Raw genomic sequence first — 15174 nt, 5'->3', positions numbered from 1 at the left:
CGGCTCGCCGTTGGCGTCCAGCGAGATGGACACCGAGCCGGGCATCGGGATGGGCGTGCCATAGGACACCGCCCCGTCCTCCGAAACCGTGAGCATCGCATAGTGCGTGTTCTTAAGGTTGTATTTCACTTTGTTCTTTTTATTCTGCATCCGTCATGCCTCCCATCCAAAAATATACAGCGCCTCATAAAGATGCTCGCTGCCGATCCATGTTTCCGATTTGTTATAAAAAACCTCATGCGCGTCCAGCACATCCTCCACTTTTTTCTCCAGCGCTGGGTCTTTCTTATCAGTGTAGATTTCCACATGGACGTTTGCGCCCTTGTGGTACACTTTCCCGTCCGCCGCAAAATTATCGCTCCCCGGAATAAGATAACAGAGGAACGGCGGCTCCGGCGACTCCCCTTCCGCAAAATGGTCATAGGCGAAAGACAGCCCCATCTCCGCGATCATGCTTACAAGTTTTTCCATAAATACATCACCCCCTCAGAGCCTTTTCTATTTCCTGCTCCAGCGTCCGCTCCGCCCGTTTCTCCGCAGGCGCAATGTGCGCTTTTCCAGGGACGCGCCCGCCGCCCCGTTTGGCGTGGCCGAATTCCAGGAGGTGCGAGATCTGGTAGCGGTTCCGGGAATGCACCACCAGCTCGATGGAGTTGGAGGTTTCCTTCACGTTCTTCACAGACCAGCTCTTCGCATAGGCGCCCGTGTCCTTCGGCGCTCCCTCCTGGATATCCTTTTTCACGGAATCCCCCGCTTTCTTCACCGCCTTTTTCAGCTTATCCGCCGCAAGGTCCGCATACTCCGTCAACCCCTCCATCACTGCGGCTGCAAGCTGGTCAACCCTTACCCTGTCTGACATCATTACCGCCCCGCTTTCTCACATTTGAATTTCAATGCCCGTTTTTTATTGTTCAGATGGTCTACTTTCAGAATGTCATAAATGCCGCCGTCCCACAGAATGCGGAAACCCGTGGTGTCCACACCCTTTGCCTTCTGGCAGAAGCGCACCGTGAAGCTGATGTCCGGATGTTCCACGGTCTGCCCCGCCGCCTCGGATTCCGCAGAGGACTTCCCCGGGGAATCGCTGACGGTGGCATGGCAGGAATAATAATCCGTCCACACATTCTCATGGTTCCCGATGGCATCGGACACCATTTCATTTTTCTGGAACATGATCCGCACATTCATTGCCGCCACGTCCATCAGAACGCCTCCTTCCTTGCCCCAAAGAGCAAAGCCCGCAGGGTGAGCGTGAGGGCGCGGTGGTCGGCATCTTCCCGGTGTTCGTAGATGTAGGCCGCCGCATACAGCACGGCAATCCCGGCATTTTCCACAGCAGAAAACTCTTCCATTGAATCCATCCGCGCCACGTCCATGCAGAGGCGTTCCGACGCCCCAATGATGCTTTCGATCAGGGCATCGTCCTCGTCATAGTCCACACGGAGGTAGTTCTTCATCTCTTCCAGCGTCACTGCCATGCCTCCACCTCCCTCCGAAAAACCTTAAGCCGAAGCCCCTTTCTGTTCCAGCACCTTCACCGCTTCCGCAAGGATCATCTTCCCGTCCACACGCTGCGAGGCAAGGAAGCCCACCTGCCCGCTTGCCGCGAACAGCTCGTTCAGACGCTTGAAGGAACGCCCCTGCCGGTCAGCAATCCAGTAATAGGAAAAGTCGCCGAAAGCGATGGTCTTTGCGCCCGCGGCCATGGCCGGCATATACGCCGAGGTCTTGATGGGGCGGCCTAAGATCATGTCCGGCGTCCCGGCTGCCAGGGACGGCTGCCACAGGTACTGCCCGTTATTGTCCTTCAGCTTGCGGATGGCCTTGATGGTGGAATCATTCAGCACCCACACGGATTTCTTGCGGTACGGGGATTTCAGCGAATAATACAGATCCATCAGCTCATCCGCCGTCACAGCCGTGGCGGATGCGGCGGTCACGCCCGTTTCCGCGCCGCCCGTGGCCGCAAGCACGCCCAAGGGCTTTCCCTTGCCGTCCCCTGTGAAGAACGCCTCCTCTTCCTTCGCCCCGATACGGCGAGCAAACTCGCGGGAGATATAGGACTGCAGGTCAAAGACGCTGTCGTTTAAAAGCTCCTCGGAAACCTTGATCAGCGTGCCTAACTTGTAAGCGCCAATGGATACCTGACCGAAGGAGTCGTCGCTCTCCGGGAACGCGCCCTCCTCGTCAATCCAGGACGCCGTGCCCTTGGATGCCACCACCGGGATCTTGCGGTCGCCGCTGGAGGTCTTGATGACCTTCGCCATCTGGCGGAAGATGTTCTCCTCCTCCAGAGCCTCCACCAGCGTCCTTTCATATTCATCCGGCACCAGGTAGCCGCCCTCGGAGTCCGTCCCGATCTGCAGGGCATTGGTCACACCCGGCATCGGAATCTTGGAGCGCATGGCGTTCCAGAAGTTCTTCCGGTAGTCGTCGGAAGCCCGCCCGGTCTTATCCTCCGCGCCGTCCGCCCCTGCCTTTCCGCCCGGCTTCCCCGTGAGGGGTTTGTTGACCGGGCGGTTCAGTTCCGCATCCAATGCCTCCTGCCGCTCCAGCCTTGCGATCTCCTTCCCCAAATCGGTGATCTCCTGCTCCATCTTCGTGTATGCGGCGTCATCCTCTGCGGAAAGGGTGCCGTTCTCCTTCCTGTGGGAATCTAAGAACGCCTTTGCCGCCTCCCATGCCTTTGCGCGTTTCTCACGCAGTTCAAGAATCATCATAATGGAATCCTCCTTCTCATCGCTTTAATAAATTAAGCCGCTCCATGAGTGCGTCCACGGAACGGCCGGTTTCTGTTTTTGGTGCGCCTTTCTCTCCCGGAGCAGGGATCTTCGCCTGCTCCCCGATGCCCGCCTTGGGTTTTTTCTCCCCGTATCTGGCAATCACTTTATTCAGCAGGGCATTGTCCGCCGCCCTGCGGGAGAACAGCATGGGGCTGTGGGCGGAAGGGGATTTCTTTTCCTCCCCATCCTCCCCGTCTGTATTCCCCTCGCCATCCTCCCCCGGCCCTGTTTTTGCCCGTGCCATGATGTCATCCGCAAAGCCAAGTTCCACCGCCTTGTTCGCGTCCATCCACGTTTCCGCATCCATCAGATGCGACAGCTTCGGGCGGGAAAGCCCGGTCTTCAGCACATAAGCGTTTATGATGGACTCCTTCACCTGGTCGAGCATATCCATGGCCTTCTGCATCTCGGCATGGTCGCCCCAGGCGATGGTGGCGGGGTTGTGGATCATCAGCATGGAAACCGGGGATACCAGGACGGTGTCGCCCGCCATGGCAATCACACTGGCGGCGCTTGCGGCGATGCCATCTATTTTTACAGTTACCCTGCCTTTATAGTTGGAGAGCATATTGTAGATCTGTGCCGCCGCCACGCAGTCGCCGCCCGGCGAGTTGATCCACACAGTGATGTCCCCGCTTCCGGCATTCAGCTCATCCTTAAAAAGCTGCGGCGTGACGTCATCGTCGAACCAGCTATCTTCCGCGATGGTGCCGCTCAGTTCCAGGACGCGCTCCTCCGCCCCCGTTTCCTGGTTTTTCACTTTCTTCCAGTTCCAGAACTTCTTCGTCTTCATTGGGTTCCTCCTTCCCTTTTTGATATGCCGCCCCGGACATGGAAAGCGGCATCATGTTCCCGTTGATGAGGTACAGGTCGCCGCCCGCTTCCTCCGGGATGCGGTCAAGGTTCTCTAACTCCCGGATGTCGTTTGCCGACATCCACCCATTCTGCCGCCCCACGGCATATCCGTTCATGCGGCTCTGGTAGTCGCCCCGGAGCAGGCCGTCCACGTTGAATTTCACGAAATACTTTTTCTTTTCCTCTGCCGTCAGCAGCGACCGCGCCATGGACTGCTCCCACCTCGACACCCACGGGTTCAGGGTGTATTTCACGAACTCAAGGCTCTGCTGCTCGATGTTGGAGAAGCTGCTCTTTTCCAGATCCCCTACCATGTGGGGAGGCACACGGAAAATCCGCGCGATCTCATTGATCTGGAACTTCCTCGTTTCCAGAAACTGCGCCTGTTCCGGGGAAATGGAAATCGGAGTGTACTTCATCCCCTCCTCCAAAACGGCCACCTTGTTGGCATTGTGGCTGCCGCCGAAGGTGGACTGCCAGCTCTCTCTCACCCTTGACGGGTCTTTAAGCGTCCCCGGATGCTCCAGCACGCCGCTCGGCTGTGCGCCGTTGGCGAAGAACTTCGCCCCGTACTCCTCGCAGGCAATCGCCATGCCGATGGCGTTCTTTGCCATGGCAATGGGGGAATAGCCCACCAGACCGTCAAAGCCAAGCCCTGGGATATGCAGCACCTCCGTGGGCGGCAGGACGACCGTGCTGCCCTTTACCGTGGGCGCGTCATCCATGCTTACCGTGTATTCGTAATAGAGCTGCCCCTTGCTGTCACGCTCCACATTCATCCTGTCCGGCATCAACGGGTACAGCCCAATAACCTCCCCCTTGCCGTTGCGGATGATCTGCGAGTAGGCGTTCCCCCACAGGAGCAGGTGCGTCATCAGCGTTTCACGGAACACGAAGGAAGTCATCTCCGGGTTCGGCTCGTCATGGAGCAGGAAATACAGCGGGTGGTCCGCCGCCTTTTCCTTCCCGCCGTTGTCCGTATATCTGTAAAAATGCAGCGGCAGCCCCGCCACCGCCTCCGACAGGATACGGACGCAGGAGTACACCGCCGTCATCTGCATGGAGGAACGCTCGTTCACCCTTTTCCCGCTGGTGCTGTTCCCAAGGAAGAAACTGTAGGAACTCCCCGAAGTCCTGTCCTGCGGGGCATCCCGCCCCCTGAATAAACCGCTGAAAAATCCCATCTCCTGCCCCCTTATCCAAAATCTGCCCATAATAAAAGCACCTGCCAATCTGACAGATGCTTTCCATAATAAATCTTAATCTTTGATTTGCCTGCCCCTTTTCTCAAGCCAACCTGACAATCCTATGCCGACCTGTACCCTGAATTCTTTTGACCTGATACAAAGCTCCATCAATCCAGTAAGTAATCTTGTCACCAGCAGCATCATTTGTAATGATATTCGTGCAGATTAGGTTGCTTTCCGCATTCGTCCCGCCACAGCTAACTGGAAGAATATGATGGACATTCCACCCACAATAGATTCTCTCTCGGTTTTTCCAGATAAAAAAATTTCTTTCGCCGTAAGCCTCCCTATACATAAGGCCACCGTCGAAATCCTCCGCATATACGGCAAAGCCATAATTCTGAAACCATAGGCGCATCGCGAATTCTCTCGTGATCTTCATTTTACCACCTCCAATCCGGATCAAAATAAAAAGCCCATACACTGCCATGTGTACAGACTCGGATGATCCAGATCGGGTGCTTTACACACAGCATTACTAAAGACAACCCATCAAGATTGCCTTTTCATAAAGATGGTGTAAAGCGCCATGGGACAACAATTTACCTACCGAGAGTTTATCATCGCTTTCTCAGGGTGAACCGGAATCACTTTATCCCTGATAGTCCCACAGGGGTTTACAAAACACGATAGACAGCACAGTAAGCCCAGCCGCTCCATTCCTGCTTATCCGATATCACATCTGGAGGTTCATGACCTATACTTTTAACGGCTGCCTATTTACAATAAGAATGATACCACTTCATTCCCAAAACCTCAACAGATATTTTACACAAAGAGCAAGCCTCGGGAATCATACACGCTTTTCGAAACCTCATTCCCACACCGTATCGCCCGATCCAGCCCCATGATCATGGCGACCGCGCCGTCAATCTTCTCCGTGGACTTCTCCTTGTCCGCCTTGATGTTCCCCGCCGGATCCGTCCGGATGAAGATATTGTCCATCATCCACCGAAGGACCGGATGCCCGCCATGTGCCACCATCTGCTCCAGCACCAGCTTCATCAGCTCCTTGGTGGGCGGCGACATGTCCTTGAACCCCTGCCCGAACGGGACCACCGTGAACCCCATCCCCTCCAGGTTCTGGACCATCTGCACCGCGCCCCACCGGTCAAACGCGATCTCCCGGATATTGAACCGCTCCCCCAGCCGCTCGATGAACTTCTCGATATACCCGTAATGCACCACGTTCCCCTCCGTGGTCTCCAGGAACCCCTGCCGCGCCCACACGTCATAAGGCACATGGTCACGCCGTACCCGCAGCTCCAGCGTCTCCTCCGGTATCCAGAAATAAGGCAGCACGCAGAACTTATCCTCCTCATCCAGCGGCGGGAACACCAGCACAAAGGCCGTGATGTCCGTGGTGGAAGACAGGTCCAGCCCTCCATAGCACACACGCCCCTCCAGCCCCTCCGCGTCCACCCGGAACCCGCAGGCGTCCCACTTCGCCATCGGCATCCACCGGACGGCCTGCTTCACCCACTGGTTCAGCCGTAGCTGCCGGAAGGAATTCTCCTCCCCCGGGTTCTGCTTCGCCGACTCGCACGCCGCCTTCACCTTGTCCAGCCCCACCGTGATGCCCAGGGACGGGTTCGCCTTCTTCCACACCTTCGGGTCCGTCCAGTCGGCCGCCTCATCCGCCCCATAGATCACCGGATAGAAAGTAGGGTCAGCCTTGCGCCCCTCCAAAATATCCACGGCCTTCTGGTGCGTCTCATAACAGATGGAATTCGTGTCCGTCCCCGCCGTGGTGATCAGAAAATACAAAGGCTGCATCCTGGCATCCCCGGAGCCCTTCGTCATCACGTCAAACAGCTTCCGGTTCGGCTGGGTATGCAGCTCGTCAAAGACAACCCCGTGGATATTGAACCCATGCTTGGAATAAGCCTCCGCTGACAGCACCTGGTAAAAGGAATTCGTCGGCTGGTACACGATCCTCTTCTGGGATGCCAGTATCTTCACCCGCCTGTTCAGCGCCGGGCACATCCGCACCATGTCCGCCGCCACCTCAAACACAATGGAAGCCTGCTGCCGGTCAGCCGCACACCCATACACCTCCGCGCGCTCCTCCCCGTCCCCGCAGGTCAGGAGCAGCGCCACGGCTGCCGCCAGCTCGCTCTTCCCCTGCTTCTTCGGTATCTCCACATAGGCTGTGTTGAACTGCCGGTACCCGTTCCCCTTGACCGTCCCGAACACGTCCCGGATAATCTGCTCCTGCCAGTCAATCAGCTCAAAAGGCTTCCCCGCCCAGGTTCCCTTCGTATGGCACAGGCACTCAATGAAGCTGACCGCATAATCCGCAGCCGCCTTATCATACACAGACCCCCGCGCCCGAAACTTCGTGGGCTTATACTTCTTCAGCTTCCGCATCGTCACCAGCCTCACCTCCTCCCTGCCGCATCCTTCCCCACATCAAATACACCGTAACCATTTCCTGGAAACACAGACACCGGGACAGGCAGCAACTTGTCATTTCCCACAAGGACAGCCCAACAAGGCTCCTCCATTGATGCAGACATCCGAACATCCCCACCGCCTGTCATTTCAGCCACTGCTCATAGACCGCCCCCGCAATCTGCGCCATCATCACCGGCGGCACACTCATCCCGCAGATGTACTGCGGCAACTGGTCCAGGAAATCATAATCCTGCGGGAAAGTCTGCGTGGCCACATAGTCATGGACGGAATACCTCTCCCCGTCCACGAACCTCACCGCCATGCCGCTGGCCGTATTCGTCGGGGCGATCTTCCCGTCCGCCACAATCCTGTCCGTGAACATGGAACGCTTCCCCCGCTCCCTCTCGGAAATATCCGAAAAGCAGGTATCCCCTTTTTTCCGTTTCCCGACCAGTTCCGCCATCATGCAGTTAAGGAGCGGGATGCCGCGCTTACTGCGCACCTCCCCGAACGGGATCGGCTTCTCATGGAATTCCAGCTCCAGCTTCGGCAGCCCCAGATCCTTCCTGTGCGCCACGAAGAAAACCCTCTGCCTCCTCTGCGGCACCCCCATGGTCTGCGCGTCCAGAAGAAAAATCTGCGTCACATAGCCTGCCGCCCGGAACGCCTTCAGGAGCTCATTCACATACCCCTTCGCATTCCCACGCACCAGCCCTTTCACATTCTCCGCAATCACCACTTTCGGCTGCAAAATTTCCGCCGTATGGATGAAATGCAGGAAAAGGTCATCCAGCCTCTGCTTCTTCTGCCCCTCCCGGAACTGCTTCTCCCTGCCCCAGCCTTTTTCCCGGTCGCCTGCGTCCGAGAACACGGAGCAGGGCGGCGATCCGTCCAGGATATCCAGGTTTTTCAATTCGTCCGGATAGGCCTTCTGCTCATTGAATTCCCGTATGTCCATCAGGTAAGTGTATTTCGGATGATGGTTTGCCTGATAGACCTTCTCCATCTCCGGGTCAATCTCACAGTTTCCCAGCACCATATATCCCGCCAGCTTATAGCCCATACTGGAACCACCGCCGCAGGAAAAACAGGAAAACACCGTTTTCCCATTCTTCCCCACTTTTTCCAGGTCAGCGAGCCGCCAGTTCCAGGGGAACTTATGCCCCGGCATACCCTCATTCATCCCCACTGCTGCCGGCATCCTGTTTCCTGCTGCCACTGCCGGTTTCATTGCTGTTGAAACGGAACCCGCATCTCGGGCACTCATGCTGGAATTCTTCATCTGCAAAATCCTCCTCACCGAATTCTTTATTGTTGCCCTCCGGATCATCCGGCCCATCATCTTTCAGGGCAAACAGATCCGTGATCTCATCATCCCGGAAGCCCGTCAGCGACACATCAAAAGACTCCGCCTGCAGGCCCTCAATCTCAATCCGCAGAAGCTCCTCATCCCACCCGGCATCCTGCGCATACCGGTTATCCGCCAGGATGTACGCTTTCTTCTGCGCCTCCGTCAGATGGTCCACAAGCACACAGGGCACTTCTGCAAGCCCTTCTTCCTGTGCCGCCACAACCCTGCCGTGCCCTGCAATGATTCCATAATTCCCGTCAATGATGACCGGGTTGATGAACCCAAACTCACGGATGGATGCCCTGAGCTTGCTGATCTGCGCCGCTGAATGTGTCCTCGCGTTATTCACATACGGCACCAGCCTGGATATCTCCACCATCTGCATCTTATTTTCCATTCCCATGCTGCCTCCTTCAATTTATCCACTTGATGGCCGGATCACCGGCATATCCCTTTTCCCACACAAACCACGCATATGCCACCGCGCTGGAAGGCATCTTCACAAAATCACCGTTCCTTTCGCATCCCAGCCTTGACGAGCTCACTTACTGTGGCTGGATACGTCCAGAGCCGCATACATGCCCATCCCGTTTCCTGTCCAGTCCTTCTCCGTCCCCATCCCGTCACACCCCATTCCTTGCCCGGAGCAGCCGCTCCATCACGTCATCCTGCGGCGTGGCCCCCTGCCATGCCACGGAACAGTTCTCCTTCACAACCTGGTAGATCTGGTACCAGACCTGGTTGACCTGTTTCATATACTGCTGGGACATGGAAACATACGGCGAGGCAATGGCGTTCCCTGTCGTTGGGTGCTTCGCCAGGAACCCGTATTCGGAAATACATTCCTCGCACTGGATCCATCTGGACACCGACATGGCATACTGCTCCACAAGCTGCACGCCCACGAACCTCTCGCACCCCCGCTCCTTCAGCCACTTCCAGGTCTCCTCATAGACCTCCGCCGCGCAAAGGTCCTTCCCGCTTTTCTGCGCCGCTTTCAGGTAATCCTTTACCGGCGGCATATCCGCGCCGTCAATCGCAGGCGGCTCCGGCAGGTCCATCACCGCCGCGCTGCCGCCCTCGCCGATCTTCTCCGCCAGCGCCTTAGGTTTCCGTCCGGCTCCGGTTCTTGCGCCGCCCCTGGTAGTCCCGTCCTTTGCCATTCTCCTCCCCCTCTCCTGCAGGGGATAATACCCCGTTTGATTTCCGCTTTTTGTGCGTGTGACCCCCGCCCCGTTCCCCATGGGAAGGGCTGTGGAGATTCACACGCCCCTACCTGCCCCACCGGTCTCCGCGTTCCGCATGGATCCGCGAGTGACACGACTTGCACAGCGAGATCAGGTTCCCCCGGTCATGCGTGCCACCTTCACTCAGCGGTATCTTGTGGTGCACCTCCTCCACCGGCACGGCCACGCCTGCCGCTAGGCACTGCTCACAAAGCGGATGCTGTGCCGCATATCTGTCACGTATCCTCTTCCACGCCCTGCCGTAACGCTTCTTCGCCTCCGGGTTCCTTCCGTACTTCTCGTACCTTTTGTTCATCACCCTGGCATGTTTCTCACAATACCTGCCGTCCGTCAGCTCCGGGCATCCCGGATACCCGCATGGGTGTTTCGGCTTCCTCGGCATCTTCCCACCTCCCTCTGGGCGTAAAAAAGCCCGGCAGGATTTCCTCCCAACGGGCTCGCCTCGTGTTCTGTTTTTCGATACTACCATAATAACACGCATCCATAGGAATAACAGTGAATTAGTGTGCATTATTTATTTTTTCATCCAGTTCCGCCAATGCCTTTCCATGCAGGACATGTGTCCACCTTAAACTCCATCCTAATTCCGCAGAGATGTCCTCCCATGTCTGGAAACAGAGATATCTTTTCTCCAAAAGCACCTGATAATTACGATCCCCCACCTGTTTAATCGCTTTGGTAATCTCCACTTTCAGATCCACCAGCTTTTCAACTTCCGCATTAATCTCCGCTTCCAGGTCAATAATCTTCTCCACGGCACTCGCCATTGCGGCCTTTCCCCTGTTTGGATTTCCCGGCATGTCACTGATGGTGACCGTGGCTTTCCTTGCCAATTCATTCAGGGATGCAATCTGCTCAATCTTACTGTTGATCCTCTGATCCAGATAATAAGCCTGTGATAAATATTCCTTTGCAATCACGCTGTCGCCTCCTCCCGCATCTTCAAAATGAGGAAATCCCCATCCACCGCCGTCAATGTGCTGAACCACCTGGAATGGAAAAACCGTTCAATCCTCATTGCCTCATCAACGGAATCCCGATTCCATGGATTCTTCTTAATCTTTCTCAGTTCTGCCCGGTAATCATCGCACGCCTGCACTATGATACCATTCGCAAGGTTTTCATAGGGGTTTCCTTCAACTCTCTTTGCCATCTCCCACCTCCGCTTTGACAGCCGCAATCAGTTTTGACTGCGTTGCCTCTTTATACTCCAACGCATCCAGCACATCCTCATCAATCGTCCCTGCCGTTACAATATGCTGCACAATCACCGTTCCCGACTGCTGCCCCTGCCTCCACAGCCTGGCTACAGTCTGCTGGTACAGTTCAAGGCTCCACGTCAGCCCAAACCACACAAGGAAGCTGCCGCCTTCCTGCAAATTCAAGCCATGCCCGGCGGATGCCGGATGGATCAGTCCCACAGGGATTTCCCCCGCATTCCATTTCCGGATGCCCGCATCGGAATCCAGTCTTTCAAAATAAATTTTCCTTTCAGAAAGCCTGTCCGTTATCCTCTCCAGATCATGCTGGAACCAATAGGCTATAAGGACGCTCCTGCCATTTGCCGCCTCGATGATATCCTCCAGGGCATCCAGTTTTCTGTCATGGATAAAATACGCTTCCCTGTCATCGGTATAGACCGCCCCATTACTCATCTGCAGCAGCTTTCCGGACAGGGCGGCCGCATTGGCAGCCGTCACCTCTCCGCCCGGAAGAGATAACACGAACTCCTTTTTCAACCCCTCATAGGCCTCCTCTTCATCCGCATCCATGTAAACCTTATAACGGGAATTCACAAGCTCCGGCATATCCAGATAATCCGTACCTTTCATGGAAATCGTGATATCCGAAATCCTGTCATAAATCTTTTCATCCGCCCCCGGCAGGAGTTTGTAGCTGTAAACTATCTGCCCGTTCGTCCTGTCCGGCCTGAAATAGGCATTCCTGTACTGCCCTATAAAACGTCCAAGCCTCTTCCCCATATCCAGCACTTTGAATTCCGCATATAAATCCATGAGTCCGTTGGATGAAGGCGTGCCCGTCAGCCCGACAACCCGCCTGATAAACGGCCGCACCTTCATGAGCGCCCTGAACCTCTTTGCCTGATGGTTCTTAAAGGAAGAAAGTTCATCGATCACAAGCATGTCATAATCAAACGGCAGCCCGCTCCCATCAATCAGCCACGGGATGTTCTCCCTGTTGATGATATAGATATCCGCATCCGTCTCCAGCGCCTTCTTCCTCTCCGCCGCCGTACCTGCCGCTACGGAATACCGCAGCCCTTTCAGATGATCCCACTTCATAATTTCCTGCGGCCATGTATACCTGCATACCCTCAGCGGCGCCACAATCAGAACCTTTGACACCTCAAACCGGTTATACATCAGTTCCATGACTGCCGTCAGCGTTACCGAGCTTTTCCCCATCCCCATATCCAAAAATATGGCCGCTATAGGATGCTCCAATATGAATTTCACTGCAAATTTTTGATAATCATGCGGACTGTATTTCATCTAAAATCCCTCCAATCTGCTCTTTCCCGTCAAGAATGTGCATGGCAAATCCCAATTTTTCAAAAAGCCTGTGCCTTGATCTCTGCAGTGCCCTGGGCTTCTCCCCCGGAGCCTTCACCTCCACGAACCCGAAATGCCCGCCCGGCAATAAAACAATCCTGTCCGGCACCCCGTCAAATCCCGGAGACACCCATTTAGGGCATATGCCTCCCCGCTTCTTAACTTCCTTTACCAATTCCTGCTCAATGCTCTTCTCCCGCATCGCCAAACCTCCGTCAAATCCCTGAAAGTGCCGGGTGGTGACAGACCTCCCTAAAACTCTTTATATAAGAATGGCCAGCACTAAAAACACCTTATACGGGGTTTTCGTATCAGCCGTCACCACCCGTCACCTATGCCTGGAATCCTATAAGAAATCCTGCCCGTCCTTCAGCTTCAGCCCATAGAAAAACTTGCCCGCTTTCGTCTTGCGCCTGTTGTAGCCGGCATTCTCCAAGGCAGCCACAAAATCCCCGATCTGCCTTGTGAATTCGCCATTCTGGATCGAATATTCACGGTACCGCTGGTAGAGCTCCCCGGATTTTTCCGTATAGGAAGCATCCATGTCACAGCATTCCTCAAGGAAATGCCCCAGCCAGTCATTATCCTCACGGTACTCCCGAATGGCATCCTTTACCACCTGTGGAAGTTCCGTCTTGAATCCCGCATCAATCGCCCTCTTCGCTCCCTCAATGATCCACTCCAGGATGTACCCGCCCGCGCTCCCATACAGGTAATCCGCATAATTCTTGATGTCGCTGTCCCCTGTAATCTTCGCATTGAATGGAATGACAATCAGCCTGCGCCAGATGCCGTCATCATTTGCCCCGACTTTCGGCAGATGGTTCGTATAAAGAACCAGCGTATGGCTCGGCGTGAAAGCGAACGGAGCCTTGTACTTCTTTTCCGCAAAAATCTCATCCGTGGAGCAGAGCTGCTTCACCACAGCCGTATTCAGACGCATCCCCTCCTCCATCTCCGATGAAATGATGAGCCTTTTTCCTTTCAGCTCTGCCATCTCCGGCTTTACATTCCTTTTGCACCCCACAGTCAGCGTCTCCGCCGACAGCTTGCCGCTGTACGTCCCCATCACCCTGGAAACCGTATTCCAGAAAGTGCTCTTCCCGTTGGCGCCGCCTCCATACGCAATGATGAGATGCTCCTGATATACCCTGCCGACCGCCGCAAGCCCTACCACGAACTGCACATAACTAATCAGCTCCTGGTCCCCGCAGAAGAACAGGTCAAGACACTTCTCCCAGACATCTTTCCCCTCATCAGACGGCGGCACTGCCGTAATCTTTGTGATAAGGTCTTCCGGATTATGCGACCGCGCCCCCGCCAGTCCCTTTGACAAATCAAACGTAGCATAGGGCGTATTCAGAAGGTTTTCAGCCTTATCCAGATCCGCGACATCCACCGCAAGCATCGGCTTTGCCGCATTAAGGGCAGATACCACATATTTAAAATCCCTACGCTTCATTACGAATGCCTGGTAATTCCTTGCCTTCAGGAGCATCAGGTACAGCTTGAACGCACCTGTCGGAACAGCCTTCTCAAGAGCTTTGCCCGTCTGCTTCAAGTCCCTTTCATCCATGCCCGCGGACATAAGCGCCTTTTCCGCATTTTCCAGGCATTCCTCCGCATCCGCCAGCTGCAGGTCAAGGAACTCTTCCATCGCCCCAACCGCCAGCTGTCTGTCCTCAATCCAGGCATCACCGTCATACCTTAAATAATCCGTGGCATCCGAATATCTCAGCTCATCCCCGTATTCCTTAACGAGCGCCTTCGCCTGCCCAATATCAGAATAATCCTCTGGCCTTAAAGAACCCGTTCCAAAATCCGGATCGTACTCATCCGGCGACACATACCCTGGCTGAGTCTTCACTTTGTTCCTGAAAAACTTCAGCGCTGAATACCAGATAGTCTTCAGTTCTTCTCTCTCCAAAGGCGGGTCACACTTCGCCGCCTCATCCAGAAACATCTGCCTTGCCTTGTCCGTCTCCCCGAACCTCTTCAAAACCCTGCCCGCAAAATGGGACAGCGTCTTATTCCTCGAACCCTGCAGGATGACACCGCCTCCGTAACTGTAGCCCTCGTCCGTATCTTCTTCCTCTTCTGTCTCCGGCATAACTTCCTCATCAATGTTTATCCACCCCTCATGCCAGACAACTTCATCCGCATCAGAACCAAACAGAAACCTTGCCGCATCCAGGGCATTATCATCAAAAAACGGATACATCCTCCGGACTGCCCGCTTGAGCGCCGCATAATACTCCGCATCCCCCGTCCCCTCTATCTGGAAATAGACATGGAACTTTGGTCTCGCCGCCTTCCCGTCTTTTTCCTTCATGTGGCTGCGGCTCGGCACCGCCGCGTAATTCACTTCCTCAAAAAGTACCTCCAGTTTCCCAAAGGTGATCCAGTCCTCCGGATCCTCCGTGTGGTCATTATCGCAGTCCATCACAACCACATCCGACCGGATGAAATTGCTGATATTCCTGTAATTCTTCTTAAATTCACCGCACACATGGTCAAACCTCGCCGCTGCCTTCAACCCATCCCCGGATGAAACCTCCACCCTGTTTGGATAAACACAGTTTTTGGCATCCGCCGCCACATTGGCTGTCTGCAAAACAAACCGCATCCGCACACCTCCCATATTTTGTTCTTCTCTGCTGTTATTTCAGCCCGCATCCTTCCCAGATTCATATAAGATCCCCCATCAGACCACCCCTCTCC

The 15174-nt window shown here is 55.1% G+C and carries 17 protein-coding genes and 2 pseudogenes; all 19 read right to left on the bottom strand.

Annotated elements, in window-relative coordinates; translation table 11 throughout:
• A pseudogene (locus tag ACTOY7_RS07355) lies at positions 1–150 on the bottom strand (major tail protein); the annotation flags it as partial.
• A 3-nt stretch (positions 151–153) separates the two neighbouring features.
• A complete protein-coding gene (locus tag ACTOY7_RS07350) occupies positions 154–471 on the bottom strand; it encodes a hypothetical protein (RefSeq protein WP_482574441.1) in 318 nt (105 codons plus the stop codon).
• A gap of 7 nt (positions 472–478) precedes the next feature.
• Positions 479–859, bottom strand: coding sequence for an HK97 gp10 family phage protein (locus ACTOY7_RS07345; protein ID WP_482574472.1), 381 nt, complete (start codon positions 857–859; stop codon positions 479–481).
• Positions 860–861: 2 nt separating this feature from the next.
• On the bottom strand, positions 862–1203 hold the full coding sequence (locus ACTOY7_RS07340) for a phage head closure protein (protein WP_482574443.1): 342 nt from the start codon (positions 1201–1203) through the stop codon (positions 862–864).
• On the bottom strand, positions 1203–1478 hold the full coding sequence (locus tag ACTOY7_RS07335) for a head-tail connector protein (RefSeq protein ID WP_482574445.1): 276 nt from the start codon (positions 1476–1478) through the stop codon (positions 1203–1205). Before ACTOY7_RS07335 ends, ACTOY7_RS07340 begins: the two co-directional genes overlap by 1 nt.
• Positions 1479–1502: 24 nt before the next feature.
• Positions 1503–2720, bottom strand: a complete 1218-nt coding sequence (locus tag ACTOY7_RS07330) for a phage major capsid protein (protein WP_482574447.1) — start codon at positions 2718–2720, stop codon at positions 1503–1505.
• Positions 2721–2736: 16 nt separating this feature from the next.
• Entirely contained in the window at positions 2737–3576 is an 840-nt protein-coding gene (locus tag ACTOY7_RS07325) for a head maturation protease, ClpP-related (RefSeq protein WP_482574449.1), read from the bottom strand.
• Entirely contained in the window at positions 3476–4822 is a 1347-nt protein-coding gene (locus ACTOY7_RS07320; RefSeq protein ID WP_482574474.1) for a phage portal protein, read from the bottom strand. The genes ACTOY7_RS07325 and ACTOY7_RS07320 overlap by 101 nt, the downstream gene beginning before the upstream one ends.
• A 103-nt stretch (positions 4823–4925) precedes the next feature.
• Positions 4926–5267: a hypothetical protein gene (locus tag ACTOY7_RS07315; RefSeq protein ID WP_300808972.1), complete on the bottom strand. Its 342-nt coding sequence runs from the start codon at positions 5265–5267 to the stop codon at positions 4926–4928.
• Between the two features lie 386 nt (positions 5268–5653).
• Positions 5654–7255, bottom strand: coding sequence for a terminase large subunit (locus ACTOY7_RS07310; protein WP_482574476.1), 1602 nt, complete (start codon positions 7253–7255; stop codon positions 5654–5656).
• A 169-nt stretch (positions 7256–7424) separates the two neighbouring features.
• Positions 7425–8453 (bottom strand): DNA cytosine methyltransferase, encoded by a 1029-nt coding sequence (locus ACTOY7_RS07305; RefSeq protein ID WP_489744060.1) that lies wholly within the window; start codon positions 8451–8453, stop codon positions 7425–7427.
• A 100-nt stretch (positions 8454–8553) separates the two neighbouring features.
• A pseudogene (locus tag ACTOY7_RS07300) lies at positions 8554–9036 on the bottom strand (ParB/Srx family N-terminal domain-containing protein); the annotation flags it as partial.
• A gap of 220 nt (positions 9037–9256) precedes the next feature.
• A complete protein-coding gene (locus ACTOY7_RS07295; RefSeq protein WP_482574453.1) occupies positions 9257–9796 on the bottom strand; it encodes a P27 family phage terminase small subunit in 540 nt (179 codons plus the stop codon).
• 109 nt (positions 9797–9905) lie between these two features.
• Positions 9906–10262 (bottom strand): HNH endonuclease, encoded by a 357-nt coding sequence (locus tag ACTOY7_RS07290; protein ID WP_482574455.1) that lies wholly within the window; start codon positions 10260–10262, stop codon positions 9906–9908.
• Positions 10263–10380: 118 nt separating this feature from the next.
• Positions 10381–10800, bottom strand: a complete 420-nt coding sequence (locus tag ACTOY7_RS07285; protein ID WP_300808980.1) for a hypothetical protein — start codon at positions 10798–10800, stop codon at positions 10381–10383.
• Complete coding sequence (locus tag ACTOY7_RS07280; protein ID WP_300808982.1) at positions 10797–11033, bottom strand: hypothetical protein; 237 nt, start codon at positions 11031–11033, stop codon at positions 10797–10799. Before ACTOY7_RS07280 ends, ACTOY7_RS07285 begins: the two co-directional genes overlap by 4 nt.
• Positions 11017–12393, bottom strand: coding sequence for an SNF2-related protein (locus ACTOY7_RS07275; RefSeq protein WP_482574457.1), 1377 nt, complete (start codon positions 12391–12393; stop codon positions 11017–11019). The genes ACTOY7_RS07280 and ACTOY7_RS07275 overlap by 17 nt, the downstream gene beginning before the upstream one ends.
• Positions 12374–12655, bottom strand: coding sequence for a VRR-NUC domain-containing protein (locus ACTOY7_RS07270; protein WP_482574459.1), 282 nt, complete (start codon positions 12653–12655; stop codon positions 12374–12376). The genes ACTOY7_RS07275 and ACTOY7_RS07270 overlap by 20 nt, the downstream gene beginning before the upstream one ends.
• A 144-nt stretch (positions 12656–12799) precedes the next feature.
• A complete protein-coding gene (locus ACTOY7_RS07265) occupies positions 12800–15079 on the bottom strand; it encodes a phage/plasmid primase, P4 family (protein WP_300808985.1) in 2280 nt (759 codons plus the stop codon).
• Positions 15080–15174: the final 95 nt, after the last annotated feature.

It is taken from the genome of Schaedlerella sp. (assembly GCF_056796775.1).
Note: the sequence above shows the minus strand (reverse complement) of the source record. Positions and strands in the feature narration are given on the sequence as shown.

Bases quoted from the DNA above. Each gene is read 5' to 3' on its own strand.
- ACTOY7_RS07295 (WP_482574453.1), bottom strand. From the start codon at position 9,796: ATGGCAAAGGACGGGACTACCAGGGGCGGCGCAAGAACCGGAGCCGGA.
- ACTOY7_RS07305 (WP_489744060.1), bottom strand. From the start codon at position 8,453: ATGCCGGGGCATAAGTTCCCCTGGAACTGGCGGCTCGCTGACCTGGAA.
- ACTOY7_RS07270 (WP_482574459.1), bottom strand. From the start codon at position 12,655: ATGCGGGAGAAGAGCATTGAGCAGGAATTGGTAAAGGAAGTTAAGAAG.
- ACTOY7_RS07290 (WP_482574455.1), bottom strand. From the start codon at position 10,262: ATGCCGAGGAAGCCGAAACACCCATGCGGGTATCCGGGATGCCCGGAG.
- ACTOY7_RS07280 (WP_300808982.1), bottom strand. From the start codon at position 11,033: ATGGCAAAGAGAGTTGAAGGAAACCCCTATGAAAACCTTGCGAATGGT.
- ACTOY7_RS07335 (WP_482574445.1), bottom strand. From the start codon at position 1,478: ATGGCAGTGACGCTGGAAGAGATGAAGAACTACCTCCGTGTGGACTAT.
- ACTOY7_RS07345 (WP_482574472.1), bottom strand. From the start codon at position 859: ATGTCAGACAGGGTAAGGGTTGACCAGCTTGCAGCCGCAGTGATGGAG.
- ACTOY7_RS07310 (WP_482574476.1), bottom strand. From the start codon at position 7,255: ATGCGGAAGCTGAAGAAGTATAAGCCCACGAAGTTTCGGGCGCGGGGG.
- ACTOY7_RS07320 (WP_482574474.1), bottom strand. From the start codon at position 4,822: ATGGGATTTTTCAGCGGTTTATTCAGGGGGCGGGATGCCCCGCAGGAC.
- ACTOY7_RS07325 (WP_482574449.1), bottom strand. From the start codon at position 3,576: ATGAAGACGAAGAAGTTCTGGAACTGGAAGAAAGTGAAAAACCAGGAA.
- ACTOY7_RS07315 (WP_300808972.1), bottom strand. From the start codon at position 5,267: ATGAAGATCACGAGAGAATTCGCGATGCGCCTATGGTTTCAGAATTAT.
- ACTOY7_RS07275 (WP_482574457.1), bottom strand. From the start codon at position 12,393: ATGAAATACAGTCCGCATGATTATCAAAAATTTGCAGTGAAATTCATA.
- ACTOY7_RS07265 (WP_300808985.1), bottom strand. From the start codon at position 15,079: ATGCGGTTTGTTTTGCAGACAGCCAATGTGGCGGCGGATGCCAAAAAC.
- ACTOY7_RS07330 (WP_482574447.1), bottom strand. From the start codon at position 2,720: ATGATGATTCTTGAACTGCGTGAGAAACGCGCAAAGGCATGGGAGGCG.
- ACTOY7_RS07350 (WP_482574441.1), bottom strand. From the start codon at position 471: ATGGAAAAACTTGTAAGCATGATCGCGGAGATGGGGCTGTCTTTCGCC.
- ACTOY7_RS07340 (WP_482574443.1), bottom strand. From the start codon at position 1,203: ATGGACGTGGCGGCAATGAATGTGCGGATCATGTTCCAGAAAAATGAA.